A 25,601-nucleotide genomic window follows, 5' to 3' on the forward strand; every position below is an offset into this window, starting at 1 on the left:
TTCGCGGGCGACGTCGGCCCGTCACGCGTTCACAGGTCCTGGCGCCGGCCGGCCGCGAGCTCGAACTCGAAGCGGGGCGATTCCAGCTCACCGAGCGAGACGATCTCGCGCTGGAAGAAGAAGGCGAGGGTCCAGTCCACGGTGATCCGGAACTTGCGGTTGACGGTCGGCATCCGAGACAGATGGTAGGTGCGGTGCATGAACCACGCCGGGAGGCCGCGCAGCTTGATCCCGTAGACGTTGGCCACGCCTTTGTGCAGGCCGAGGCCCGCCACCGAGCCGACGTAGCGGTGCGCGTACGCCTTCCGCGGCTTTCCGCGCACATCCGCCACGATGTTGTCACCGAGGCGCCTGGCCTGCCTGACCGCGTGCTGGGCGTTCGGTGCGGTGAACTCCCCGGCCTCGGTGAGGTCGGGGACGGCGGCGTTGTCGCCCGCCGCGTAGACGTGCTCCAGCCCCTCGGCGGTCAGCTCGGGGGTCACCTTGACGCGGCCCTTGTCGTCCACCGGCAGGTCGCTCTCCCGGACGACGGGGTGCGGTTTGACCCCGGCCGTCCACACCAGCGTCCCCGCGTCGAACTCGTCGCCGTCGCTGAGCACGATGTGCCGCTTCTCGGCGGACTTCAGGAGCGTCTCCATCTTCACCTCGATGCCGCGGCGGCGCAGCGCCTCGGCGGTCCAGCGGCCCATCTCCGGCCCCACCTCCGGCAGGATCCGGTCGGTCGCCTCGACCATCAGCCAGCGCAGCTCCTCCGGGTCGATCGACGGGTACCACTTGCAGGCGTCCCGGGACATGTCCTCCAGCTCGGCCATGGCCTCGACGCCGGCGAACCCGCCGCCCACGAAGACGAACGTGAGCGCACGCCTCCTGGTCTCCGCGTCGCCGGCGTTGGACGCGGCGATGTCGAGCTGGTGCAGGACGTGGTTGCGCAGGAAGATCGCCTCTTCGACGGTCTTGAAGCCGATCCCGCATTCGGCGAGCCCCGGGATCGGCAGCGTCCGCGAGATGGAGCCGAGGGCGACCACGAGCATGTCGTAGCCGATCTCGCGCTCGGGCACCCCGGCGGTCTTCGTGCCCGCGGGCCGGACCGTGACCCGCCTGGAGGCGTGGTCGATCCGCGTCACGGACCCGTTCAGGATGTTGCAGCGCTTGAGGACCTTCCGCAGTGACGCCACGACATGGCGCGGCTCCAGGTTCCCCGCCGCGGCCTCGGGGAGGAACGGCTGGTAGGTCATGTAGGACTGCGGGTCGATGACGGTGACGGCGACCTCGCCGCGGCGCATCTCGGCGCGCAGCTTCTTCTGCAGCCGCAGCGCCGTGTACATGCCGACGTACCCGCCGCCGATGATCAGGATGTGCTTCGCGGAGTCCGCGGTGCGCTCGGAAGGCATGTCGGAGCGGTACCCGGATAAGCGGCCGGTTCACCACTTCGCCCGAATCATGAACTTCCCCGGGCGGCCCGGCATCTCACTCGATGTATCACCGCAAAGACGGCGGAACAGGGCCCGACGGGGGCGTCAAGCGGCCCGGACGGCGGGCCGGCCGGGGGACGGCCGGCCGCCCGGGTCGCTCGGCCAGGCCCTTTCCCGCCGTCTTCGTGTTCAACGGGGAAGGGCGAGGATGGGGACTCGAATGCCAAGGATCATCTGGGGGACACTGGCCGCCGCCGCCGTCACGGCGGCGCTCACGGGATGCGGCCTCACCGGGACCGCGGGGCCCGCCGCGTCCGAGGCCGGCGGTTCGGCGACACCGACCACGTCGACGACGGCCGGAACCGCCGGATCGGACGCGGGAACCGGCGCGCCCGCCGAGGGCTCACCCTCCGCCGGCGCCCCCGGCACCGGAACGGGAACGGGAACGGGCGACGGAAGCGGCACTGGAACCGGCGACGGATCAGGGACGGGAACCCCCACCGGCACGCCGACCGGTGAAGCACCGGGAGACGGCCACGGCGGAGACGGCGGCGGGGCCGGCGGCGGGGACTATCCGCTCTGCACCAGGGGCACGCTCAACGCGTACCTCATCGACCGGAGCTTCGTGGAGACCAACCGCTACGTGACGCTCGTCATGACCAACACGTCCAGGACCACGTGCAACCTCCGCGACTTCGCCAGGCTTCAGCTCCTCAACGCGAGCGGGCTCCTCGAGTCGAGTGTCGAGCACAACGGCACGGCCCAGACGGTCACGCTCCGGGGCCACGACCGGGCCTACGCACGGCTCCACTGGACGTCGGAGCACGCCGCTGACGAGGGCAGCCCCTGCCAGCCCACCCCGACCACGCTGCGGGTCTACACGCTGTACCAGACCGAGCCTCACACGGTGTCCTGGACTCACGGCCCGGTCTGCCACCACGGCAGGATCTGGCTCACCCCCTTCACGAGCACGGCGCCCGGCCACTAGCGGTGGTCGCGGGCGCGGGTGAAGACGGCGTCGAGCATGTCCTCGGTGACGCGGCCGGTGAAGGTGTTCTGCTGGCTCGGGTGGTAGCAGCCGAGCAGCAGGACCGGGTCGCGGCGGGCCGCGGCGCCGCGGACGTCCGAGGGCGGCGGCGGCGCCAGCTCGCATTCGGCGCCGTGGCCGAACTTCGGCCGGGGGCGCGGCACCCCGTACCCGGCCTGCTTCAGCGCCGGCCACACGCCCTGCCAGGCGAAGCCGCCGAGGCACACGATGCAGCGGACGCTCGGCGCCGCCATCTCGACCTCGCGGGCCAGCCACGGCAGGCAGGTCGTGCGCTCCAGCGGCGTCGGCTTGTTGTCGGGCGGCGCGCACCGGACGGTCGCCGCCATCCGGGCGCCGATCAGCCGCTGCCCGTCACCGGCGTGCACGCTGGTCGGCAGCGCGGCCAGTCCCACCCGGTGCAGCGACGCGAACAGCCAGTCCCCTGAGCGGTCGCCGGTGAAGATGCGGCCGGTGCGGTTGCCGCCGTGCGCGGCCGGGGCGAGGCCGACGATCAGGATCCGCGGCTCCGGGTCGCCCCATCCGGCGATGGGACGGCCCCAGTACTCCTCGTCCGCGAACGCCCTGCGCCGCTGGACGGCGACCTTCTCCCGCCACTCCACGAGGCGGTCGCAGGCGCGGCACACCGACTGCCGCGCGGACAGCTCGTCCAGGCCGGGCGCCCCGGCGGCCAGCTCGACGACGTCGCCGGTGCCGTGCGCGACGGGCGTGTCCGGGGCGGCGGGGTCCTCCGGCCATCCGGAACCGGGCGGCACGAAGGGGGCGTTGGCGGTCGGCATACCACCGATCGTCGCACGCCACGGGCGGTGGCCGGGTTCCGCCCATACCTCTGCTTTACCGGGCGGTATCGGTACGATGCGTTCGCCGGTCGGGGACGCGGGTGTCCGGCGCACGCCGAGGGCGAAGCGGAGGCAGGCAGTGTCGCAACCGGGCTGGTATCCGGACCCCTACGGCACGGGCAGCCTGCGCTGGTGGGACGGGCGGAGCTGGACCGAGCGCCTCAACCCCGAGCCGGCCGGCCCGCCGCGGGTGCGGCTCCCCCGCCCGGAGCGGCCGGTGCACGAGGAGCAGGTCCCGGCGGCGGCCCACGCCGCGCCGCACGCCCAGCGGGCGAGCTGGGACTCGCGGCCCGCCGTCCAGCCGCTCGGCGTCCGGGTGCACGGCCTCCACCTCCACGCCGACGACCGGCTCGTCGCCTACGGGGACGCCTCGCTGGGCTGGCCGCAGGTGGAGTGGGTGGCGTACTGGGCGGCGCAGCGACCGGCCGGATACGGCCACGGCCCCGGCACCCAGTGGATCTTCCAGGCGGGCCGCCACCCGTTCCGCTCCGGGCCCCGGGTCGAGGTCGTCATCGAACCCGGCGCCCTGTCCCCCGCCGCGCAGGCGCCCGGCCCCGGCTCCGGCCCGGGTCCCGGCCCCGGCGAGCCCGAGCAGGTGTGGGGGCGGCTGATCCAGCTGTGCCAGGAGTACGCCGAGCCGCGGCTCGTGGCGGAGCTGGCGGGCCGGGTGCGGGCCGGCGAGTCGATCGACGTGGCGCACGGGCTGACGTTCCACCCGGGCGGGGTCCGCGGCAACCGGGTGTCGCTGAGCTGGTCGGCCATCGCGGGCGCGACCGTGGACAGCGGCCGGGTGTGGATCCAGCAGTCCAGCAGCTCCTCGCCGATCCTCTACGTCCCGCAGCAGAACCCGAACGCGGTGCTGATCCCGGCGCTGCTGGCCCGGCTCCGGGAGCCGACGCGGTGAACGGGCCGGTCAGAGCAGGGACCAGGCGATCCCGTCCAGGATGTCGTGCTCACTGACGACGACCGCGCCGAAGCCGTACTCCCGCATGATCCGGTCCAGGATCAGCGCGCCGGCGCCGATCACGTCGACGCGGCCGGGGTGCATGACCCCGATCTCCGCGCGTTCGGCGCGAGTGGCGTGCAGCAGCCGCCGCGTCACGTCGTGCACCTGGGTGGCGGTGATCCGCGACAGGTGGATGCGGGACGGGTCGTACTCCGGCAGGTCGAGCGCGATCCCGGCGACCGTGGTGACCGACCCGGCGAGGCCGACGAGCGTGCGCGCCTCGTCCACCGGCACGGTCTCCCGGACGGCGGCGAGCGCGGCGTCGATGTCGGCCGCGGCGCCCGAGATCTGCTGCGGGGACGGCGGGTCGCCGCGCAGGTGCCGCTCGGTCATCCGGACGCAGCCGATGTCGGTCGAGCGCGCGGCGTCGGCCGCGGAGCTCCCGAGCACGAACTCGGTGGACCCGCCGCCGATGTCGACCACCAGGTAGGGGCGGGCGGGGCGCAGCGCGGCGAGTTCCCGGGTGGCGCCGGCGAACGACAGCTCGGCCTCCTCGTCCCCGCTGATCACCTCGGGGACGACGCCGAAGATGTCGACGACGCCGCTGACGAAGTCGGCCCGGTTCTCCGCGTCGCGGGTCGCGCTGGTCGCCACGACGCGCGTCTTGACCGGGCCGTGCCCGGCCAGCGCGCCGTGCCGCTCGATGAGGCCGGCGTACCCGCGCATCGCGGCGAAGGTCCGCTCCAGCGCGGCGGGCGACAGCCGCCCGGTCTCGTCGACGCCCTCGCCGAGCCGGACGATCTCCATCCGGCGCTCGACGTCGGTGAGCGTCCCGCCGGCCTCGCCGGGCACGATGTCGGCGATCAGCAGGCGGACGGAGTTGGTCCCGCAGTCGATGGCCGCGACGCGCGTCACCGGGCCTCCCCCGCATCGTCATCGTCCGTGCCCGCATCCGTGCCCGCATCCGCGTCGGCACCCGCACCGGAACCGGCCTCGACGCAGGGACCGGAGCGCCACCACTCGGGGAGCGCCTCCAGGCCCTCCCGCCCGAACGGGTTGATCCCGGGGACCGCCAGCTCGTGCGCGATCAGGGCGTGCAGGCACTTGACGCGCTCGGGCATGCCGCCCGCGCTCTGCATGCCCTCCGGCAGCGGCTCGATGCCGTCCTCGCGGGCGGCCTCGCCGCGACGGCGGAGGTAGTCCTCGTGGGCCGCGGTGTAGGCGGCCCTCAGCTTCGGGTCGGCGGCGAGCCGGTCCTGCATCTCCCGCATGACACCGCTTCCCTCCAGGGTCCCGATGGCCGAGGCGGCCTTCGGGCAGGTCAGGTAGAACAGCGTGGGAAAGGGCGTCCCGTCCGGGAGCCTCGGGGCCGTCTCGATCACGGCGGGCAGCCCGCACGGGCAGCGGCTCGCCACCGCGCGCACGCCGCGCGGCTCCCGGCCGAGCTGGGCCGCGACCGCCGCCCTGTCAGCGTCCGCCACCGCGGCCCGGTCACCTGCTTCCTTCATTCTGCGTCCCCACCCGCGGACGGGTCAGCGTGGCCGGTCGGCCGCCTCCACCGACCGCCACAGCATCTCGTACCACGGCGGCCTGCTCGTCGGGCCGCCCTTGTGCGCCTGCCGGTCGCCGTCCCCGCCACCGTCCAGCACGATGTAGCACTTTACGGCAGGACGGCAGTAGTGGAGCCTTCGCGTCGCCTCACGCTCAATGTACGACTTGTCGCCGAGTTGCCGCTTGCGCTGGGCGAGGATCTCCACTTGCCGACGGGCCACCGCCTCCTTCTGCCGCAACTCGGCGATCTCCTGCCGCTGGGCGATGTACTCCCGGACGGGGTAGGCCAGGCTCAGCGCGATCGCGCAGACCACCACGGCGAGGATGGCGGCACGGCTGGTGAGCGCCGGGTTGCCCCGGCGCATGCCGTCCGCGCGGCCGTCCGCGCCGTCCCCGGGCCCCTCGTGCGGCCCCTCGTGCGGCCCGGCGTGGGCCCCGCCGCGGGGGCCGCCGGCGCGGCGGTCGCCGCCCCGCGCCATCAGCCCTGCGCGTCGAAGCGCGGGAACGCCGCGGCGCCGGCGTAGCGGGCGGCGTCGTCCAGCAGCTCCTCGATGCGCAGCAGCTGGTTGTACTTGGCGACCCGGTCGCTGCGCGCGGGGGCGCCGGTCTTGATCTGGCCGCAGTTGGTCGCGACGGCCAGGTCGGCGATCGTGGTGTCCTCGGTCTCGCCGGACCGGTGGCTCATCATGCAGCGGTACCCGCTGGTCTGCGCGAGCGAGACCGCGTCGAGCGTCTCGCTGAGCGTGCCGATCTGGTTGACCTTGACCAGCAGGGCGTTGGCGGCGCGCGACTTGATCCCGCGGTCCAGCCGCTCGGGGTTGGTGACGAACAGGTCGTCGCCGACGATCTGGACGCGGTCGCCGACCGCGGCGGTGAGGCCCTCCCAACCGGTCCAGTCCTCCTCGTCGAGGGGGTCCTCGATGGAGACCAGGGGGTACTCGCTGATGAGCTCGCCGTAGTAGGCGGCCATGTCGTCCGCGCTCCGCTTGGTGCCCTCGAACGTGTACTGCCCGTCGGCGTGGAACTCGGTGGCGGCGACGTCCAGCGCGAGCGCGATGTCGCGGCCGGGGGTGAAGCCGGCCTTGCGGATCGCCTCCATGATGAGGTCGAGCGCGTCGCGGTTGCTCGGCAGCTCGGGCGCGAACCCGCCCTCGTCGCCGAGCCCGGTGTTCAGGCCCTTGGACTTCAGCACCGACTTCAGCGCGTGGTAGGTCTCGGCGCCCCAGCGCAGCGCCTCGGCGAACGTGGCCGCGCCGATCGGCGCGATCATGAACTCCTGGACGTCGACGTTGGTGTCGGCGTGCGCGCCGCCGTTCAGGATGTTCATCATCGGGACGGGCAGCAGGTGCGCGTTCGGGCCGCCCACGTAGCGGAACAGCGGGAGGCCGGCGGAGTCGGCGGCGGCCTTGGCGACGGCCAGGCTGACGCCGAGGATCGCGTTGGCGCCGAGGGCCGACTTGGCGGGCGTGCCGTCCAGGTCGATGAGCAGCTGGTCGATGAGCCGCTGGTCGGACGCGGGGTAGCCGACGAGCTTCTCGTCGATGGTCTCGTTGACGCCCCTGACCGCGTCCCGGACGCCCTTGCCGAGGTAGCGGTCCCCGCCGTCGCGCAGCTCGACGGCCTCGAACTGGCCGGTGGAGGCTCCGCTCGGCACGGCGGCGTGCGCCTCGGTCCCATCGGCGAGCAGGACCTCGACCTCGACGGTCGGGTTGCCGCGGGAGTCGAGGATCTCGCGGGCGAGTACGGCCTCGATCGACGACACGGGGAACCCCCTGGTGGTGCGAGTGGTCTGTTTCAGCGGTCTCGTGCGAGCACCGAGCCTATCCGCGCCGCGCGCACGCCGCTCACCGGGCACGCCCGTTGCCCGGATTCGCCGTGAAGTTGTCGCGGCCCGGCCGATGGAGCGACTTGACGTGCGTAATTCCTATATTGTCTACTAACCAAGTATCCAAACCAGATTGGTAGGGATTTTTTCCTGCCGCACCTCCCGAGGTGAACCCGTGCGAAAACTCGTCCTGCTCGCCCTGGTCGGCCTGGGCGCCCAGCTCGTCGACGGCAGCCTGGGCATGGCCTACGGCGTCACCTCGACGACGCTGCTGCTCGCCATCGGCACCAACCCGGCCGCCGCGTCCGCCACCGTCCACCTGGCCGAGATCGGGACCACGCTCGCGTCGGGCGCCTCCCACTGGAAGTTCGGCAACGTCGACTGGCGCGTCGTCGCCAAGATCGGCATCCCCGGCAGCGTCGGCGCGTTCGCCGGCGCCACGTTCCTGTCCGGGCTGTCGACCGAGGCCGCCGGGCCGGTGATGGCGATCATCCTGCTCACGCTCGGCACCTACATCCTCGTCCGCTTCACCCTCCGGGGCATCCGCACCGACCGGCTCGGCAGGCCGCTGCGCAAGCGGTTCCTCGGCCCGCTCGGCCTCGTCGCCGGCTTCGTCGACGCCACCGGGGGCGGCGGCTGGGGGCCCGTCGGCACCCCGGCCATCCTGGCCAGCGGACGGCTGGAGCCGCGCAAGACCATCGGCTCCATCGACACCAGCGAGTTCCTCATCGCCGTGGCCGCCAGCATCGGCTTCCTCATCGGCATCGGCTCGGAGGGCGTCAACTTCACCTGGGTGGCCGCGCTGCTGATCGGCGGCCTGATCGCGGCCCCGATCGCCGCGTGGCTCGTCCGGCACATCCCGCCGCGCGTCCTCGGCAGCGCGGTCGGCGGCGTGATCATCCTCACCAACACCCGCACGCTGCTGCGCAGCGACTGGATCGACGCCTCGGAAGGCGTCCGGTGGGTCTTCTACGCCGCCATCTACGCCATCTGGGCGGCGGCGCTGACCTACTCGATCCGGCGGCACCTCGCCGAGCGCATCACCGACCCCCCGGCGGACGGGGACGACGCCGCCCCCGACGCCGGGAAGGCCGCCGCCCCCACCGCCGGCTGACCCGCCGTCCGGCGCACCGGCACCGGACCGCACCGCCCCCTCATCGTCCATGCCCGGCGGGGGCCGGGCATGGACGATCCTTTACCCGGCACCCACGGTCGTGTTTGCCCCGTTCCGGCAAGAAACCACGGGAACCTGCAAATGCGTCTCCGGGAGGTCGTCATAGGTGACCGGCCCAGAACGGCGGGTCTGAGCCGCTGGATCTGGCGGGCGGTACTGCGGCACCCGGAGATTCGCATCCGGGTGACGATGACGTCGGCGCTCGTCGCCCTGATCCTGTCCACGGCGCTGTGCTTCGCGCTGCTCGCGCTGGTCAGGCAGCAGGCGATCGCCGAAGCCACGCGGGAGACGGCGCGCGAGGGACGCCGCACGGTGACCGTGGTCAACGCGGGCCTGCTGCGGGAGCGGATCGCCGCGCCGAGCGGCGAACTCCAGCAGGTGGTGGACCTGGCCGGCGGCGTGGTCGCCGCCACACCGGCGATGGCGGGACGCCCGCCGGTCCGGTTCCCCTCGCCGCCGTCGACCGACGACCGCCGCGACGGGCAGAGCTGCGAGGTCGACGCGCCCGGCGGGGACTGCTTCCTCATCGTCGAGTACCGCGTGGGCATGGGCCGGGACACGATGTTCGTCTACTCGCTGGCCCCGGTGCCGGGGCTGTTCCCCCGGCCGCTCGCGGCGCTGCTGCTCATGCTGGGCGTCCCGGTCATCACGGGACTGGTCGCCTACGCGACGTGGGCGGCGGCGTCCCGCGCGCTCCGGCCGGTCGGCGCGATCCGCCGCGAACTGGACGAGATCACCGCCACCGACCTGGAGCGCCGGGTGCCGCAGCCGGCCCGCCGCGACGAGGTGGGGCTGCTGGCCGAGAGCATCAACGCGACCCTCGACCGGCTGGAGAAGGCCGTCGCGCGGCAGCGCGGGTTCGTCACCGACGTCTCGCACGAGCTGCGCAGCCCGCTCGCCGCGCTGCGGATGGAGCTGGAGCTGGCGCTGTCGGCGCCCGAGGACACCACCTCGCCGGAGGCGCTGCGGGCCATCCTCGACAACACCGACCGGCTCACCGCGGTCGTCGACGACCTGCTCGCCCTCGCCCGCCTGGAGGCCGACCGGAACTTCGAACGCGAGGCGGTGGACCTCAGCGAACTGGCCGACCAGGAGGTGCTGACCCGCCCCCGCCGCACCCAGGTGACGGTCCTGGCCGAGGGGTCGGTGACCGTGCAGGGCGGACGCAGCGAGCTGTCGCGGCTGCTGCGGAACCTCATCGACAACGCCGACCGGCACGCCGACCGCGAGGTCACGGTGGTGCTGCGGCCCGAACCGCCCGCCACCGCGGTCGTCGAGGTGATCGACGACGGCAACGGCATCCCGCCCGAGGACCGCGAGCGGGTGTTCGAGCGGTTCACCCGGCTCGCCCAGGGCCGGCACCGCGACGCCGGCGGGACCGGCCTCGGGCTGGCGATCTCCCGCGACATCGCCGAGGCGCACCGCGGCACGCTGATCCTCACCGACCGTTCCGACGGCCGGGCCGGCGCCCGCTTCGTCCTGCGGCTGCCCCAGTAGCCCCGGGCCGCCGGGTCAGGAGTCGCCGAGGCGGCCGCGGAGCCGCTCGCGCTCGGACTCCAGGAGCTCGATCTGGCCCTCCAGCTCCTGCCGCGCGGTCAGGTACTGGCCGGAGTCCACGAAGTCCGTCGGGTCGTCGGACGGCTCGGGGACCTCGGAGCGGAGCCGGTCGAGGGTCTCGTCGATCTCGCGGAGCCGCTCCCGGCCCTCGTCGTCACCGGCCTGGCTCATGCTCTGGTTCATGTGACCTCCTCGCGATGGCAATGCCCGCGATTTCGCGGTCCTCACCCGCCCGGCGGCTCAGATGCGGAGCACGGTCTTGCCGCGCGCGCCGCCGGCCCGGTTGTCGGCCAGCGCCTCCGGCGCGTCCGCCAGCGGGACCTCGCGCTCGATCGAGACCCGCAGCCCGTCCGCGTCGATGAGGTCGGACAGCCGCTCCAGCATCCCGGCCGACGGCTCGGCCTCCAGGTTGATCCCGCGCAGCCCCTTGTCCTCCATCGCGTCCGGGTTCACCGACCACGTGGTGCTGACGTAGACCCCGCCGGGCCGGAGCAGCTGCGCGATGCCCTCGGTGGCGCCGGTGTCGCTGACCACGTCGAGGACGGCGTCGATCCCGTCCACGTGGACGCCGAGCACCTGCCGGTTGAGGTCGTCCTCGGTGTGGTCGACGGTCGCGTCCGCGCCGAGGCGGCGCATCGTCCCGGCCATGTCGTCGCGGGCGGTGGCGATGACCTTGGCGCCCTCCCGGGCGGCGAGCTGCACCAGGCCCTGCCCGACGCCGCCGGTCGCCCCGACGACCAGGACGGTGTGCCCCTCCTCGATCCCGGCGGCCTCCACCATGGCGAGCGCGGTCATGCTCGCGGTCGGCACCGCCGCGGCCTCCGTGTACAGCATTCCCTCCGGCATCCGGGCGACCGGTCCGTCCTCGCGGGCGACGGCGTACTCGGCGAAGGAGCCGAGCCCCCGGTCCACCCCGCCGAAGCACCCGTAGACCTGCTCACCGTGCCGGAGCCGGGTGACGCCCTCGCCGACGTCGTCGACCACCCCGGCGCCGTCCCGGCCGAGGATCAGCGGGAACGGCGCGTCGGCGGAGTCCTTGAGCATCCCGTCGGCGATCTTCCAGTCGATCGGGTTGAGCCCGGCCGCGATCATCCGCACGAGGATCTCGCCCGGTCCCGGCTCCGGGCGCGGCAGGTTCATCAGCGCCGGCGTGGCGCCGTATTCGGACACGGCGATGGCTTGCATGACGTTTCGTCCCCCGATACTTCAACAACACCCCGCCGTTGATCTACCCGGGCCGCGGACGATCACACAGGTCAGTGGTACTACGCGGGGGCCCGGCCTGCCGGATCGCCGGGGAGCGGCGGCAGCGTGGGGGTGTTGGTCGGGAGCGGTATGTCCGGCGGCAGGGTCGGGCGGCGGCGCTCGTCGTCCTCGTCGTCCCCGCCGGGTCCGGGGCCGGCGCTGGGGCGCAGCGTGATCGTCGTCCCGGGCTCCACCGAGCCGGGGCCGGGCGACATCTCCGCCACGGTCCCCCGCTCGTACCGGCGGGACCGGACGCGCTCGCCGACATCGGTGGTGAACCCGGCGGCGCGGAGCCTGGCGACGGCGTCGTCGAGGTCCATGCCGCGCACGTCCGGCACCTTGACGCGGTCCTCGCCCGAACCGCGGCTGAAGTAGAAGGACGGCGGCCGGTGGAACGACGTCGCGTCCGTGCCCTTCAGCGCCCCGAGCATGCTGCGCTGCCAGATCGGCGCGGGGATCGTCGCGCCGAACACCGAGCCGTAGCAGCGCCCGTCCAGGCACAGGCTCGTCATCGGGTACCGGTAGCCGCCGCGGGGGTCGCCGACCCATACGGCCGCGGCGAGGTCCGGGGTGTAGCCGGCGAACCAGGCGGCGGAGAAGTTGTCGACGGTGCCGGTCTTGCCGGCGGCGTCGCGGCCGAGGCCCAGGCCGCGCGCCGTGCCCTTGGTCAGGACGCCGCTGAGGATGTGGTTGACGGCGTCCGCGACGTCCTTGTCGAGGACCTGCTCGCACTTGCGCGGCGGGACCTTCAGCTTCTTGCCGGACGCGTCGGTGACCGCCTTGATCGCGATCGGCTCGCAGTACTCGCCGCGGGCGCCGAACGCCGCGTAGGCCGCCGCGAGGCGCAGCGGCGACACGGCGTTGAACCCGAGCGTGAACGAGGGGAACTGCTCAAGCGGCTTGCCGTTCGCCTGCCGCATCCCCAGCCGCTCGGCCATCTTGACGGTGTCGCAGAGGCCGACCTCCTTCTGCAGCGCCAGGAAGTAGGTGTTCACGGAGTTGTGGGTGCCGGTGACGAGGCTGAACGTCCGGCCGCCCTCGCCGTCGGCGGCGTTGCCCAGCGACGCCGACGGGTCGCCGACGTTCTCGCCTTCGCAGTTGCGGAACCCTGTCGGCGTGTACTTCTCCGGCGCCATCAGCCGCGTCCCGAACGGCATCCCCTCGTCGAGCGCGGCGGCCAGCGTGAACGCCTTGAACGTGGACCCGGCCTGCATGCCGATGCTGGAGCCGTGGCTGGCGTCGGCGGCGAAGTTGATCCAGGTCTTGCCGCGCTCCCCGTCCGGGCCGAGCTCGCGGCCCACGACCATCGCCTTGATCTCCCCGGTGCCCGGTTCGACCATCGCCTCCGCGGCGGCCTTGTGCGCGGAGTTCTTCGCCGGGACGTAGGCGAGCACGGCCTTGCGCGCCGCCTTCTGGGCGCGGCGGTCCAGCGTGGTGCGGATGGTGAGCCCGCCCCGCTTGAGCAGCTCCTCCCGCTCCTTCACCGTCTTCCCGAAGACCTTGTTGTTGAGGATCTCGCGCTGCACGTAGTCGCAGAAGAACGGCGCCTCGCTGGCCACGCAGCCGCTGCGCGTGTGCTGGACGTCCAGCTCGACCGGCTGCCGCTTTGTCTTCTCCGCCTCCGCCGAGTCGATCCAGCCGAGTTCGGCCATCCGGTCCAGGACGACGTTGCGGCGATCCTTCGCGGCGCGGGCGTGCCTGGTCGGGTCGTAGGCGTAGGGGTAGCGGATGACGCCGGCGAGCAGCGCCGCCTCGGCGAGGTCCAGCTCGGAGGCGTGCTTGGAGAAGTAGTGCCGGGACGCGGCCTCGATCCCGTAGGCGCCGTCGCCGTAGTAGGCGATGTTGAGGTAGCGGCGCAGGATCTCCTCCTTGGGGAACCGCTTCTCGATCGCGACCGCGTACCGCAGCTCGCGGATCTTGCGCGCCGCGGAGATCTCCTTCGCCGCCTCGCGCTCCTCGGTGGAGTCGGCCTGGGTGAGCAGCAGGTTCTTCACGTACTGCTGCGTGATGCCGGAGCCGCCCTGCGTCACCTCGCCGCTGCTGACGTTGCTGGCGAGCGCGCGCAGCGTGCCCTGCACGTCGATGGCGCCGTGCTCGTAGAACCGGCTGTCCTCGATCGCCAGGACGGCCTTGCGCAGCACCGGCGCGATCTTCTCCATCGGGACGTCGACCCGGTTCTGGTAGAAGAACGTCGCGATGGTGCGGCCGTCCGCGGCGAGGACCCGGGACCGCTGCGGGACGCCCGCGGTCGAGAGCCCGTCCGGCTCGGTGCTGAACCAGTCCGCGGTGTCGCGGGCGCCGACTCCCGCGGTGCACGCGGTGGGCAGCAGCATCAGCGCGACGATGAAACCGGCGAGCCCGCCGAGCGCGCCGAGGCCGCGGACCGCGCGGGCCTTCTCCGCGCGGGTCGTCGAACCGCTGAAGAACCTGCGGGGCCGCCCCGGGCCGCGCGCCTCCGCCGGATCGCCGGAGACGTCGTCTCCAACGTCGTCTCTTACGTCCGGATCGTCACCTTCAGCCCCAGTCGGCACGGGCATAGCGTAAACGTGCGCCCCCGGCCCGGCCACCCCATCCCCGATGTCCCGGTTCGTAACGCCATGCCCACCCGGCGTTTCAGGCGTTCGGCGCTTTTCGCTCCCAGGATCGGACACGGTCCCGGAATACCCGGGAAACCGCCCGCAACTCCGCCTCCGGATCGACGCCGCGCTCCGCCGCCTCCCGGACCAGCGCGAACAGCCGCGCGCCCAGCTCACCGCCGTCCGCGCCGCGGTCGGCCGGCAGCCCGGCCGGGAGATCGTCCGCGAGCTCGGCGGGCGCGGCCAGCCGGCCGGCGCGGCGCTGCAGCTGCGCGGCCAGCGACAGCGCGGGCTGCCCCATCGGCACGCCGTCCAGCGCCGACGCCTCCGCGCCGCCCTTCGCCGCCCGCTCGGCCGCCTTGATCTGCTCCCAGTTGGCGTTGACCTCGTCGGCGCCGGAGACCGCCACGTCGCCGAAGACGTGCGGGTGGCGGCGGACGAGCTTGTCGACGATCCCGCCCGCCACGTCGTCGATCGTGAACGCCGTCTCGTCGTCGCGCTCGGCGGCCACCACCGAGTGGAACGCGACCTGCATCAGCACGTCGCCGAGCTCCTCGCGCAGCGCGCCGAAGTCGCCGGACTCGACGGTGTCGAGGACCTCGTACGCCTCCTCCAGCAGGTACGGGACGAGGGTCGTGTGCGTCTGCTTGCGGTCCCACGGGCATTCGCGGCGCAGCGTGTCCATCACCGAGACGAGGTCGAGCAGCCGCGCGCCGGGCAGGTCGTAGGACCCGTGCAGCACCTCGACGTCGATGGGGTCGTCCACGACGAGGGCGCCGATCTCCCGCATCAGCGGCTCGTCGCCGTCCGGCGCGGCCACCCAGAGGACGCCGGCGTTCCGCGCGTCCGCGACCAGCAGGGACGCGTCGGGCTCGGCGACCACCTCCGGGACGACGCCCGCGTCCCGCAGCGACGGCAGCAGCGGGTGCCCGTCCCGCAGCCGGACGGACGACGCCGACCGCAGCGCGTCCCAGGCACGGAAGGTCAGCAGCCCCGGCGCCACCCGGTGCGTGGTCGCCAGCAGTGTCAGGCCCATGCGCGTCAGATACCCGAGTCGGGCTTGGACAGGCGGTGCTCGGCCGGGTTGATCTCGAACTTGCCCGGGTCGTAGCTGCCGTAGCGCGGGTTGATCTCGATCTTCATCCCGTCCGCGGTGCGCCGGAACAGCTCGTTCCACTGCTGCCCCGCCCGCTGCGTCGCGGGGTTCATCCGGTCGGTGAAGTCGGCCCCGAACCGCTCCATCACCGCGGCCTGGGTGGCGACGAGGCGCGCCAGGTCGCGGGTGCGGTCGCGGGGCAGCCCGCTCGCCAGCGTGATCGACTCGGCCCCGCCCTGCCGGTTCAGGCCCTCGACCGCCTGGTCGACCCGGCCGCCGGTGATCTCGACCCCGGCCTCGTCGGCGACCTCCTCGGCCACCCGGAAGTTGATCAGCAGGGTGAGCGCGCCGCGCACGTCGGACTCGGAGTCGGCGCCGAGCTGGCGGGCCGGGTTCGCCGGGTTCGCACGCATCTCGTTGGCGACCGGGTCGGCCCGGAACTGCTCGCGCCAGTCGCGGACGTCCTGGCTGAGCTCGGAGACGGTGATGCGGTCGTCGCCGACGAGGGCGGCGGTGCCCGCCTTCGGCGTGCCGCCGCAGCCGGCCAGCGCGCCGGCCGCCACCACCGCGGCCACCGCGACCTTCACGGACTTACCGAACACGGACTTACCCAACACGGAGGATTCCCATCTGATCGGCCGGGCTCGGGAGACGCGCCCGACACTACCGCGCGGCGGTGCCTGGTGCGGTCTCCAGGAACAGGGCCTCCACCAGGTCCGTCGCCCAGCGCAGCAGCTCCTGGTCGCGCAGCGGCCGGCCGCCGATCGGCGCCGTCTTCGGCGCGGGCACCAGCAGCGTGTCGGTCGCGGGCTTCAGGATGCTCTTCGGGTACAGCCGCTGCAGCCTGACCTGCCTGGAATCGGGCAGGTGCACCGGCGAGAACTTGATGAAGTTGCCCTGGACGGTCACGTCGGCGAGCCCGGCCCGCCGCGCCTTCGCCCGGAACCGCGCCACCTCCAGGAGGTTCAGCACCGGCACCGGCAGCGGCCCGAACCGGTCCTTCAGCTCGTCGTGCACGGCGCCGATCTCGTCCTCGGACGTGATCGCGGCGATGCGGCGGTAGGCGTCCAGCCGGAGCCGCTCCCCCGGCACGTACTCGTGCGGCAGGTGCGCGTCGACGGGCAGCTCGACCTTCGTCTCGACGGTCTCCGGCTCCCGGCCGCCCTGCTTCAGCTCCTGGACGGCCTCCCCCACCATCCGGACGTACAGGTCGAACCCGACGCCCGCGACGTGCCCGGACTGCTCGGCGCCGAGGATGTTGCCCGCGCCGCGGATCTCCAGGTCCTTCATCGCGACGTACATGCCGGCGCCGATCTCGGTGTGCTGCGCCAGCGTCGACAGCCGCTCGTGCGCGGTCTCGGTCAGCGGCTGCTCCGGCTGGTACAGGAAGTACGCGTACGCCCGCTCCCGGCCGCGGCCGACCCGCCCGCGCAGCTGGTGGAGCTGCGACAGCCCGTACATGTCGGCGCGGTCGACGATCAGCGTGTTGGCGTTCGGCACGTCCAGCCCGGACTCCACGATCGTCGTCGCGACGAGCACGTCGTAGTTCTTCTCCCAGAAGTCGACCATGACCTTTTCGAGCTCGCCCTCGTTCATCTGGCCGTGCGCGATGCCGATCCGCGCCTCCGGGACGAGGTTCGCCAGGTTCGCCGCGACCTTGTTGATCGAGCGGACCCGGTTGTGCACGAAGAAGACCTGGCCCTCGCGGAGCAGCTCGCGGCGGATCGCCGCGGCGATCTGCTTCTCCTCGTACGGGCCGACGAACGTCAGGACGGGGTGCCGCTCCTCCGGCGGGGTCAGGATCGTCGACATCTCCCGGATGCCGGTCAGGCCCATCTCCAGCGTCCGTGGGATCGGCGTCGCCGACATCGCGAGCACGTCCACCTGCGTCCGGAGCCGCTTCAGCTCCTCCTTGTGCTCGACGCCGAACCGCTGCTCCTCGTCGATGACCACCAGGCCGAGGTTCTTGAACCTGGTCTGCGCCGACAGGATGCGGTGGGTGCCGACGACGACGTCCACGGTGCCGTCCGCGAGCCCGCGCAGCGTCTCCTCGATCTCCCCGTCGGACTGGAACCGGCTGATCGGCTTCACCGTGACCGGGAACGCCGCGAACCGCTCGCTGAACGTCGACATGTGCTGCTGCACCAGCAGCGTCGTCGGCACCAGCACCGCGACCTGGCGGCCGTCCTGGACGGCCTTGAACGCGGCGCGCACCGCGATCTCGGTCTTGCCGTAGCCGACGTCGCCGCAGATCAGCCGGTCCATCGGCACCGGCCGCTCCATGTCGGCCTTCACCTCGTCGATGGCGGCGAGCTGGTCGGGCGTCTCCACGTACGGGAACGCGTCCTCCAGCTCCCGCTGCCACGGGGTGTCGGGGGCGAACGGGTGGCCGGGGCTCGCCATCCGCGCCGAGTACAGCCGGATCAGCTCCCCGGCGATCTGCTTGACGGCCTTGCGGGCGCGGGACTTGGCCTTCTGCCAGTCGGCGCCGCCGAGCCGGTGCAGGCTCGGCGCCTCCCCGCCGACGTACCGGGTCAGCTCCTCCAGCTGGTCGGTCGGGACGAACAGCCGGTCGCTCTTGGCGTACTCCAGGATCAGGTACTCGCGGGTGGCGCCCTGCACCGTCCGGCTGACCATCTCCACGTACCGGCCGACGCCGTGCTGCTCGTGGACGACGTAGTCGCCCGGCTTGAGCTGCAGCGGGTCGATGCCGCCGCGCCGCCGCGACGGCATCCGCCGCGCGTCCCTGGTCGACGACTTCTGCCCGGACAGGTCGGTCTCGGTCAGCACCGCCAGCTTGACCGACTCCCAGACGAAGCCGTTCTCCAGCAGCCCGGTCGTCACCGACACCAGGGACGGCTCGGGCGGCGCGCCGAGGACGGTGAGCCGCGCGCCGAGGCCCTCCTCCCCGACGAGCTGGACGAGCCGCTCGGCGGGCCCGTGCCCGGCGGTGACCAGCACGACGCGCCAGCCGCCGTCGATCCAGCCCTTGAGGTCGCCGAAGACGCGCGTGGTGTCGCCCCGGTACGCCTCCGCCGGCTGCACCCCGAGGTTCAGCGCCTCGCCGGCCTCTTCCAGGGGGGACGACCCCCCGGGCCCCCCGGTGCTCGCTTCGCCGCGCATTCCAGGGTTGAGCGCCGTCACGCTCCAGCGCGGCAGCCCCAGTTCGGTGCTGTGCGCGCGGACGTCGTCCAGCGAGCGGAACGCGGCGGCGCCGAGGTCGATCGGCGCCTCGCCGCCGGCGGCCGCGTTGACCCAGCTCGCCTCCAGGAACTCCTGGCTCGTCCGGACGAGCTCGGCCGCCCGGGTGCGGATCCGCTCCGGCTCGCACACCAGCAGCGCCGACCCGTCCGGCAGCAGGTCGGTCAGCAGCTCCATGTCGTCGGCGAGCACGGGCGAGAACGCCTCCATGCCCTCGACCGCGTCCCCGTCGGCGATCCGGGTGAGGATCTCGCCGAGCGCCGGGTGCTCGGCGGCCAGCGCCCGCGCCCGCTCCCGCACCCGCGCCGTCAGCGGCAGCTCCCGGCACGGCGGCGCCCAGAGCCCGTCCTGCGCGACCTCCAGCGAACGCTGGTCGGCCGCTTTGAAGTAGCGGATCTCCTCGACGGTGTCGCCCCAGAACTCGACCCGCAGCGGGTGCTCCTCGGTGGGCGGGAACACGTCCAGGATGCCGCCGCGCACCGCGATCTCGCCGCGCTTCTCCACCAGGTCGACGCGGTGGTACCCGGCGTCCACCAGATCGCGGACGGTGCCGTCCATGTCGGCGTCCGCGCCGGACACCAGCCGCACCGGCTCCAGGTCGGCCAGCCCGGACACGATCGGCTGGAGCACCGCGCGGACCGGCGTCACGACGACGTCCAGCGCGCCGCCCTTGCCGGCGGCGGTCCCGGCCGCGTCCAGGTGCGCCGCGTCCGGGTGGGCGAGGCGGCGCAGCACCGCGAGCCGCTGCCCGACGGTGTCCGAGCGCGGCGACAGCTTCTCGTGCGGCAGCGTCTCCCACGCCGGGAAGTGCGCCACCCGGCCGGGGTCGAGCAGGCTGGACAGCGCGGCGGTCAGGTCCTCCGCCTCGCGGCCCGTCGCGGTCACCGCGAGCACCGCGCCGCCGCCGGCCGCGCGGACCCGGCGGCTCAGCGCGGCGGCGAGGATCGGCCAGAGCGAGGGGGGCGCGACGACCTCGGTGTCCACGCGCGCCCGTTCGAGGGCGCGCTCCAGACCGGGGTCGGTGCACGCAAGGTCAACAAGTCCAGAAAGCGTCATTTTCGCCCGCAACTAAAGCAATGCAACCCCGAGGCAGGGCAGCCCGAAAACCCGGAAATCCCGCGGACCCCGGCACGGGTACCAGGGTACGCGCCCGCGGGAGCCGCCGAATCCGGCACGGCGACCCGGCGGGGACCCGGCGCGAGGCGAGCGGCGCGACACGATCGAGACCGGGAACGGGCAAATAGCGGACGGAGCGCGATCGGGCGATTACGCTGCGAAGTTGTGACCGATCTGCGTACACCGCCGGTAAGCGATGGCGATCTCTTCTCCGAACGCGCCCGCCAGTACGCCCTGGAGCGGCCGCTGGAGCGGATCCACATCCTGGAGGCCGGCTGCGGCTGGGGGACGGGCCTCGACCTGGGCGACCGCCCGCATCGTCTCACGGGGGTCGACATGGAGTCCCCCGAACTGCGCGCCTACACCTGCGAGCGCCCCGACCTGGACGCCTGGCACCTCGGCGACCTGCGCACCGTCCCGCTGCCGCCGCGCACCTACGACATCGTCCACGCCTCCTACCTCGTCGAACGCGTCCCGCACGCCGAGCTGGTGCTCGACCGGTTCGTCGCCGCGCTGAAGCCCGGCGGGCTGCTGCTGGTCCACATGCGCGACCGCAACACCGCCTACGGCTTCCTCGACCGGGTGCTCCCGCGGTGGATGCACGCCTCCGGGCGCCGCCGCAGGCGCGCCAGGCCGGGCCGGGGGACGCGCGGCGCGCACGCCCGCGTCCCCGGGCCGGCCGCCGAGGGCGCCGCCGGTTCCCCACCCGGCCCCCGTGCGGAGGCCCGCACGGAAGCCCGTGCGGAGGCCCGCGCCGGGACCCGTGCCCGGCCCGCGCAGAGCCGGCCGCCCCGGCCGGTGGTCCGGACGGCCCCGCCCCCGGCGACCTACGACCGGATCGCGTCCCGCTCGGGCATCCAGTGGTACTGCGTGATGCGGGGGCTGGTGATCTCCGAGGAGTACACCTCCCGGCAGGCCATCGACGCGCTCGGGGCCGGGACGGGCCCCGCCGAGCTGCTGTGCCGCCTGGTGGCGGCGCTCAGCCGGGGGCGCCTCACCGCCGACCACAGCGAGGTCACCTTCGTGATCCGCAAGCCCGAGAACCGCTTCGCCCGCGTCATCTGACCGGCCCCGCACGCGGGCCGGAGGTGCGGGCACTCCGGCGGCCAAGTATTTTTCCTGCGGAAACTCCATGTACACAGAGCCAGCCCGGCCTTCGCGCCGGGCGGGATCGGAGATCGCGGTGACCGCCGACGCCGGCCTTCCCGACACGCTGCGCGACCTGCCCGCCTGGACCCCGGACGCGGTGGAGCTCGCCGACCTGGAGCTGATCCTGGCCGGCGTGTACCGCCCGCTGACCGGGTTCCTCGGCTCGTACGACACCGCCATGGTGATCGCCGGCGGCCGGCTCGCCGACGGCACCCCGTGGCCGGTCCCGGTCACCCTGTCGGTGCCGGAGGAGCTCACCGGGCACGAGCGGATCGTCCTGCAGGACCCGGAGGGCGTGCCCCTCGCGGTGCTGCGGGTGACCGAGGCGTGGCAGGACCCCACCACCAAGGAGCGGCGCCTCGCCGGACCGCTGGAGGCCCTCCGCGCCCCCGCGCACGGCCCCTTCCACAGCCTGCGCCGCCGCCCGGACGAACTCGCCCCCCACGAGGGCAACGTCCTCGCGGTGGCGACCGGCGAACCCCTGCACCGCAAGCAGCTCGGCCAGCTCCGGCAGGTCGCCGAGCGGCTCGCCGCCGAGGTCCTCGTGCTGCCGATGCTGGGCGGCGAGCACGACGACTCCCTCGTCCGCGCCCTGCTCGGCGTCCGCCGCGAGCTTCCGGACGGGACCCGGATCATCCCCGTCCCGCTGCCCGAGCGCGGCGAACTGAAGGACCGGGAGATCCTGCTGCACGCGCACATCGCCGCCGCCTACGGCGCGACCCACCTGCTCGCCGACCGCGAGGTCGAGGGCACCGAGGTGCCGGTCGTCGTGCCCGAGCCGTGGGCCTACGACGCCGACGTGGAGGTGTGGCGGCCGCTCGCGCGGATCGAGCCCGACCACGTCAAGGCGGAGCTCACGCCCGAGCGCCTCGGCGAGCTGCTGGACGCCGGCGAACCCGTCCCCGACTGGTTCACCCCGCCCGCCGTCGCCGCCGAGCTGGCGCTGGCGCGCCCGCCGAAGCCGTCGCGCGGCATCACGGTGTTCTTCACGGGCCTGTCCGGCTCGGGCAAGTCCACGGTCGCGCGGGGCCTCGCCGACGCCCTGATCGAGCGCGGCGGCCGGACGGTCACGCTCCTGGACGGCGACGTCGTGCGGCGGATGCTGTCGGCCGGCCTGACGTTCTCCCGCGCCGACCGCGACCTCAACATCCGGCGGATCGGGTTCGTCGCCGCCGAGATCACCCGGCACGGCGGCACCGCGATCTGCGCGCCGATCGCGCCGTACGCGGCGACCCGCGCGGAGGTGCGCCGGATGGTGTCGGCCGCGGGCGACTTCATCCTCGTGCACGTCGCGACGCCGCTGGAGGAGTGCGAGCGCCGCGACCGCAAGGGCCTGTACGCCAAGGCGCGGGCGGGGCTCATCCCCGAGTTCACCGGCATCTCCGACCCCTACGAGGAGCCGGACGACGCCGACCTGACCCTCGACACGTCCCGGATGACGCCGGACGAGGCGGTGGGCAAGGTCGTCGACCTCCTGGTCGAGGGCGGCTGGGTGCGGCCCGCGTAGCGGCTCGGCCGTAACGGCCCGGGTCCTACCGCCCGGGTCGTAGGGGCCCGGCCGCCCCACCTGTTGTAACGCGTCCGACACGTCCCGTTTGTACCTCGCCACCCGGGTTACGACCCGAAGGTCAGGTGCCTTATCGTGGACGCGTTTCCCTACATAGTTGGTAGGTCATGCCGATGGACTTCGATTGGACGATGGCGCTGGGCTCGTTCCTCGTCGCCATCATCGTCGGGCTGACCGGGATGGGCGGCGGCGCCCTCATGACGCCGATGCTCGTGACGTTCTTCGGCGTCAGCCCGATGGCCGCCGTGTCCAGCGACCTCGTCGCCGCCGCCGTCATGAAACCCGTCGGCAGCGCCGTCCACTACCGCCAGGGCACGATCAACATGCGGCTCGTCGGCTGGCTCTGCGCCGGCTCGGTCCCCGCCGCGTTCTCCGGCGTCCTGCTCGCGCGGGCGCTCGGCCACGGCGGCCGGGTCGAGGACGTCATCAGCATCGCGATGGGCGTCGCGCTGATGATCGCGGCGGGCGGGCTCGTCCTGCGCGCCTACATGTCGCACCGGCGCCCCGACGGCGCGCAGGGCGACGGGAAGGCGCCCGAGATCCGGGTCCGCCCCGTGCCGACGGTGCTGGTCGGCATCGTCGGCGGGCTCGTCGTCGGCATCACCTCGGTCGGCTCCGGCTCGCTCATCATCGTCGCGCTGCTCGCCCTCTACCCGGCGCTCAAGGCCAACCAGCTCGTCGGCACCGACCTCCTGCAGGCCGTCCCGCTGGTGGGCGCGGCCGCCATCGGCCACCTGCTCTTCGGCGACTTCCGGATGGAGGTCACCGCCGCCCTGCTCGTCGGCTCCATCCCCGGCGTCTACCTCGGCTCGAAGGTCTCATCGCGCGCCCCGAGCACGCTGATCCGCCGCTTCCTCGTGCTGGTCCTGGTCGCGTCGTCGCTGAAGATGTTCGGCATGGAGCCCGTCCCCCTCGGGTGGACGCTCCTCGGCCTGCTCACCGCGGCGGGGGCCGGCTGGCTCGTGCTCCGCGCCCGCGGGTCCCGCGGGAGGGATACCCTGCCTTCCCAGGCCGGATCCCCCGTCGGCGCGGGCAGTCCAGGAGGGCGGGACACGAGTGGACCAACGATGGCCGCATGACCGATGGCCGCATGACACGGTCGACGTCCTGGGCGTGCGGGTCAGCCGCATCGACGTCGCGCGGCTCCGGTCGTTCGTCGCGGCGGCCGTCAAGGAGCGGACGAAGCTGACGATCACCTTCGCCAACCCGGACTACGTCCGCAAGGCCCAGCGGGACCCGGTGCTCCGCGACCTGATGAACGGCTTCGACCTCAACCTCCCCGACGGCTGGGGCGTCGTGCTCGCCGCGAAGATCTTCGGACGGCCCGTCCCCGGGCGGATGGCGAACGACGACCTCACCGACGACCTGTTCGGGCAGCCCGCCGAGGAGGGCTGGCGGGTGTTCCTGTTCGGGAACGCCCCGGGCGTCGCCGAGCAGGCCGCCGAGAACGTCCGCAAGTGGTACCCGGGCCTGGCCGTCGCGGGCACCCTGCACGGCCACTGGGCCGACGAGCACGGCCGGCTGCCCGCGGAGACCGCCGAGCGGCTCGTCGCCGAGATCAACGACGCGGCGCCCGACATCCTCCACGTCGGCCTCGGGACGCCCCTCCAGCAGCGGTTCGTCGCCGAGTACCGCGACCGCCTCACCGCGCCGGTCATCCTCACCTGCGGCGCCTACTTCGAGCACCTCGCCGAGCGCCGCGACTACTACCCGGCGTGGGTGCTGAAGCTGCGCGTCGGATTCCTGTACCGGCTGGCCCGCGAACCGCGCCGGCTCTGGCGCCGGTACACCATCGAACTGGGCTCCTACCTGGGCCGGGTCGTGCTGCACCGCATCCGGCACGGCAAGAACCCGGCGGTGTGAGGGACGTCTCCATCGAGCGACGCTTTGCCGGGAACCGCTGCCCGAGATTCCCCCATGTGGTAGGACAAGATGCCATCAACGACCCCGGCCGCACTCCGGAGCACCCCCATGCGCCCCTTCCTCGCCTGTCTCACGGCCACCTCCCTCGCGGCGTTCGCCGTGCCGGCGGTGGCGAGCGCGGCCTCGGCCGACATCGCCCACTCCAAGGTGGTCTCCGACAACCCGGTGAACAACACCCCGCACGTCCTGGACGGCACCGTCCGGACGATCGCCGTCACCGGCAGCCTGGTCGTCGTCGGCGGCAACTTCACGGAGGTCCGTGAGGCGGGCAGCGGCAAGCCGGTGCTGAAGCGGAACAACCTCTTCGCCTACGACATGGGCACGGGGAAGATCAACACGACGTTCGTCCCCAAGGTCGACGGCACCGTGCACGCCCTCCAGGCCGGGACGGGCGGCTGGGTCTACATGGCCGGGACGTTCAAGAACGTCAACGGCAGGAAGACCGGCACGGTCGCCTCGATCCGGGCGACCACGAACCAGGTGCACACCGGCTTCAAGCCGAACGTCAACTACCGCGTCACCACGATGGTGCGCCGCGGCCTGCGGCTCTACATCGGCGGCTCGTTCACCCAGGCGGGCGGCAAGGCCCGCTCCGCGCTCGCGCGGCTCGACGCGCTGACCGGCGCCGCCGACAACGGCTTCAACTTCACCATCACCAAGCCGCGGTCCGGCACCCTCAAGGTCTACCGGCTCGCCGTCGACCCGGCCGACAGCCGGATGGTGATCAACGGGACGTTCACCCAGGTCAACGAGCAGTCCCGGCCCCAGATCGCCATGATCAACACGGGCTCGGGCGCCGCGAAGCTGTCGACCTGGGCGACCCAGCGGTACGGCACCCCCTGCAACCTGTCCGCGTTCGACACCTACATGCGCGGCATGGACTTCTCCCCCGACGGCAAGTACTTCGTGGTCGTCACGACCGGCGGACCCTACGGCACCAGCCAGCTGTGCGACACCGCCGCCCGCTGGGAGGCCGGCGCCACCGGCGCCGGCCAGGACCCGACCTGGGTCAACTGGACCGGCGGCGACACGCTGCTGTCCACCACGGTCACCGGCGCCGCCGTCTACGTCGGCGGGCACCAGCGCTGGCTCGACAACCCGCGCGGCCGCGACCACGCCGGCCCCGGCGCGGTGTCGCGTCCCGGCATCGCCGCGATCAACCCGTCGACCGGCAAGGCGCTCGCGTGGAACCCGACGCGGACGCTCGGCCACGGCGTCGAGGCGCTCGTCGCCCACCCCAAGGGCCTGCTCGTCGGCAGCGACACCGACCAGCTCGGCCGCGAGTACCACGGCCGCATCGGAATGTTCCCCATGGGCTGAGCAGGCGGGTCCCGTGTGAGATAAAGGGACGACGTGAGATAAAGGGGCGACGAAGACCA

Annotated in this window: 21 protein-coding genes; 9 read left to right on the plus strand and 12 right to left on the minus strand. The window is 73.2% G+C overall.

Annotation, left to right across the window (positions count from 1 at the left end):
• Nucleotides 1-29 precede the first annotated feature (29 nt).
• Nucleotides 30-1,391 (minus strand): NAD(P)/FAD-dependent oxidoreductase, encoded by a 1,362-nt coding sequence (locus tag E1200_RS01575; protein ID WP_131949939.1) that lies wholly within the window; start codon nt 1,389-1,391, stop codon nt 30-32.
• A 241-nt stretch (nt 1,392-1,632) separates the two neighbouring features.
• Between E1200_RS01575 and E1200_RS01580 the strand changes: the two genes are divergently transcribed.
• Nucleotides 1,633-2,400 (plus strand): DUF4232 domain-containing protein, encoded by a 768-nt coding sequence (locus E1200_RS01580; protein ID WP_131949940.1) that lies wholly within the window; start codon nt 1,633-1,635, stop codon nt 2,398-2,400.
• Here E1200_RS01580 and E1200_RS01585 read toward each other — a convergent pair.
• Complete coding sequence (locus tag E1200_RS01585) at nt 2,397-3,236, minus strand: uracil-DNA glycosylase (RefSeq protein WP_131949941.1); 840 nt, start codon at nt 3,234-3,236, stop codon at nt 2,397-2,399. The genes E1200_RS01580 and E1200_RS01585 overlap by 4 nt on opposite strands.
• 139 nt (nt 3,237-3,375) lie before the next feature.
• On the opposite strand from E1200_RS01585, the gene E1200_RS34280 reads away from it, so the two are divergent.
• The gene (locus E1200_RS34280) at nt 3,376-4,200 is read left to right on the plus strand and encodes a DUF2510 domain-containing protein (RefSeq protein ID WP_207933040.1); all 825 of its coding nucleotides are present in this window, start codon (nt 3,376-3,378) and stop codon (nt 4,198-4,200) included.
• A gap of 9 nt (nt 4,201-4,209) precedes the next feature.
• Here the strand turns inward: E1200_RS34280 and E1200_RS01595 are convergent, their stop codons facing one another.
• The 4 genes from E1200_RS01595 to eno are packed head-to-tail and all read right to left on the minus strand — an operon-like array spanning nt 4,210 to nt 7,555.
• Complete coding sequence (locus E1200_RS01595; protein WP_131949942.1) at nt 4,210-5,157, minus strand: Ppx/GppA phosphatase family protein; 948 nt, start codon at nt 5,155-5,157, stop codon at nt 4,210-4,212.
• On the minus strand, nt 5,154-5,750 hold the full coding sequence (locus E1200_RS01600) for a DUF501 domain-containing protein (protein ID WP_131949943.1): 597 nt from the start codon (nt 5,748-5,750) through the stop codon (nt 5,154-5,156). Before E1200_RS01600 ends, E1200_RS01595 begins: the two co-directional genes overlap by 4 nt.
• Before the next feature lie 24 nt (nt 5,751-5,774).
• On the minus strand, nt 5,775-6,272 hold the full coding sequence (locus E1200_RS01605) for a septum formation initiator family protein (protein WP_243708284.1): 498 nt from the start codon (nt 6,270-6,272) through the stop codon (nt 5,775-5,777).
• Nucleotides 6,272-7,555, minus strand: a complete 1,284-nt coding sequence (gene eno, locus E1200_RS01610) for a phosphopyruvate hydratase (RefSeq protein ID WP_131949944.1) — start codon at nt 7,553-7,555, stop codon at nt 6,272-6,274. Before eno ends, E1200_RS01605 begins: the two co-directional genes overlap by 1 nt.
• 238 nt (nt 7,556-7,793) lie before the next feature.
• Between eno and E1200_RS01615 the strand changes: the two genes are divergently transcribed.
• Both E1200_RS01615 and E1200_RS01620 read left to right on the plus strand, forming a co-directional pair.
• Nucleotides 7,794-8,732 (plus strand): sulfite exporter TauE/SafE family protein, encoded by a 939-nt coding sequence (locus E1200_RS01615; protein ID WP_131949945.1) that lies wholly within the window; start codon nt 7,794-7,796, stop codon nt 8,730-8,732.
• 141 nt (nt 8,733-8,873) lie between these two features.
• Nucleotides 8,874-10,289 carry a HAMP domain-containing sensor histidine kinase gene (locus E1200_RS01620; RefSeq protein WP_131949946.1) on the plus strand — a complete coding sequence of 472 codons (1,416 nt, stop codon included), beginning with the start codon at nt 8,874-8,876 and terminating at the stop codon, nt 10,287-10,289.
• Between the two features lie 15 nt (nt 10,290-10,304).
• Here E1200_RS01620 and E1200_RS01625 read toward each other — a convergent pair whose 3' ends face one another.
• From E1200_RS01625 to mfd, 6 genes are all read right to left on the minus strand, one after another.
• Nucleotides 10,305-10,532 carry a hypothetical protein gene (locus tag E1200_RS01625; protein ID WP_131949947.1) on the minus strand — a complete coding sequence of 76 codons (228 nt, stop codon included), beginning with the start codon at nt 10,530-10,532 and terminating at the stop codon, nt 10,305-10,307.
• 57 nt (nt 10,533-10,589) lie between these two features.
• Nucleotides 10,590-11,534, minus strand: coding sequence for an NADP-dependent oxidoreductase (locus E1200_RS01630; RefSeq protein WP_131949948.1), 945 nt, complete (start codon nt 11,532-11,534; stop codon nt 10,590-10,592).
• Nucleotides 11,535-11,614: 80 nt separating this feature from the next.
• Complete coding sequence (locus E1200_RS01635) at nt 11,615-14,125, minus strand: transglycosylase domain-containing protein (protein ID WP_165950156.1); 2,511 nt, start codon at nt 14,123-14,125, stop codon at nt 11,615-11,617.
• A gap of 82 nt (nt 14,126-14,207) precedes the next feature.
• Nucleotides 14,208-15,206, minus strand: coding sequence for a MazG family protein (locus E1200_RS01640; protein WP_131949949.1), 999 nt, complete (start codon nt 15,204-15,206; stop codon nt 14,208-14,210).
• 5 nt (nt 15,207-15,211) lie between these two features.
• A complete protein-coding gene (locus tag E1200_RS01645; RefSeq protein WP_131949950.1) occupies nt 15,212-15,868 on the minus strand; it encodes a hypothetical protein in 657 nt (218 codons plus the stop codon).
• Between the two features lie 61 nt (nt 15,869-15,929).
• Nucleotides 15,930-19,523 carry a transcription-repair coupling factor gene (mfd, locus tag E1200_RS01650; protein ID WP_131949951.1) on the minus strand — a complete coding sequence of 1,198 codons (3,594 nt, stop codon included), beginning with the start codon at nt 19,521-19,523 and terminating at the stop codon, nt 15,930-15,932.
• Between the two features lie 225 nt (nt 19,524-19,748).
• On the opposite strand from mfd, the gene E1200_RS34590 reads away from it, so the two are divergent.
• The 5 genes from E1200_RS34590 (at nt 19,749) to E1200_RS01675 (ending at nt 25,542) form a co-directional block, all read left to right on the plus strand.
• Nucleotides 19,749-20,648, plus strand: coding sequence for a class I SAM-dependent methyltransferase (locus E1200_RS34590; RefSeq protein ID WP_243708285.1), 900 nt, complete (start codon nt 19,749-19,751; stop codon nt 20,646-20,648).
• Nucleotides 20,649-20,766: 118 nt separating this feature from the next.
• Complete coding sequence (gene cysC / locus E1200_RS01660; protein WP_131949952.1) at nt 20,767-22,239, plus strand: adenylyl-sulfate kinase; 1,473 nt, start codon at nt 20,767-20,769, stop codon at nt 22,237-22,239.
• Nucleotides 22,240-22,412: 173 nt separating this feature from the next.
• A complete protein-coding gene (locus tag E1200_RS01665) occupies nt 22,413-23,378 on the plus strand; it encodes a sulfite exporter TauE/SafE family protein (RefSeq protein WP_131949953.1) in 966 nt (321 codons plus the stop codon).
• Entirely contained in the window at nt 23,356-24,162 is an 807-nt protein-coding gene (locus E1200_RS01670; protein WP_131949954.1) for a WecB/TagA/CpsF family glycosyltransferase, read from the plus strand. Before E1200_RS01665 ends, E1200_RS01670 begins: the two co-directional genes overlap by 23 nt.
• Nucleotides 24,163-24,270: 108 nt before the next feature.
• Nucleotides 24,271-25,542 (plus strand): hypothetical protein, encoded by a 1,272-nt coding sequence (locus E1200_RS01675; protein WP_207933042.1) that lies wholly within the window; start codon nt 24,271-24,273, stop codon nt 25,540-25,542.
• Nucleotides 25,543-25,601: the final 59 nt, after the last annotated feature.

Source organism: Actinomadura sp. GC306, from assembly GCF_004348665.1.
In the GTDB taxonomy this organism is placed as follows: domain Bacteria; phylum Actinomycetota; class Actinomycetes; order Streptosporangiales; family Streptosporangiaceae; genus Spirillospora.

Bases quoted from the DNA above. Each gene is read 5' to 3' on its own strand.
- E1200_RS01575 (WP_131949939.1), bottom strand. From the start codon at position 1,391: ATGCCTTCCGAGCGCACCGCGGACTCCGCGAAGCACATCCTGATCATC.
- E1200_RS01580 (WP_131949940.1), top strand. From the start codon at position 1,633: ATGCCAAGGATCATCTGGGGGACACTGGCCGCCGCCGCCGTCACGGCG.
- E1200_RS01585 (WP_131949941.1), bottom strand. From the start codon at position 3,236: ATGCCGACCGCCAACGCCCCCTTCGTGCCGCCCGGTTCCGGATGGCCG.
- E1200_RS01600 (WP_131949943.1), bottom strand. From the start codon at position 5,750: ATGAAGGAAGCAGGTGACCGGGCCGCGGTGGCGGACGCTGACAGGGCG.
- E1200_RS01605 (WP_243708284.1), bottom strand. From the start codon at position 6,272: ATGGCGCGGGGCGGCGACCGCCGCGCCGGCGGCCCCCGCGGCGGGGCC.
- E1200_RS01620 (WP_131949946.1), top strand. From the start codon at position 8,874: ATGCGTCTCCGGGAGGTCGTCATAGGTGACCGGCCCAGAACGGCGGGT.
- E1200_RS01625 (WP_131949947.1), bottom strand. From the start codon at position 10,532: ATGAACCAGAGCATGAGCCAGGCCGGTGACGACGAGGGCCGGGAGCGG.
- E1200_RS01630 (WP_131949948.1), bottom strand. From the start codon at position 11,534: ATGCAAGCCATCGCCGTGTCCGAATACGGCGCCACGCCGGCGCTGATG.
- E1200_RS01640 (WP_131949949.1), bottom strand. From the start codon at position 15,206: ATGGGCCTGACACTGCTGGCGACCACGCACCGGGTGGCGCCGGGGCTG.
- mfd (WP_131949951.1), bottom strand. From the start codon at position 19,523: ATGACGCTTTCTGGACTTGTTGACCTTGCGTGCACCGACCCCGGTCTG.
- E1200_RS01665 (WP_131949953.1), top strand. From the start codon at position 22,413: ATGGACTTCGATTGGACGATGGCGCTGGGCTCGTTCCTCGTCGCCATC.
- E1200_RS01675 (WP_207933042.1), top strand. From the start codon at position 24,271: ATGCGCCCCTTCCTCGCCTGTCTCACGGCCACCTCCCTCGCGGCGTTC.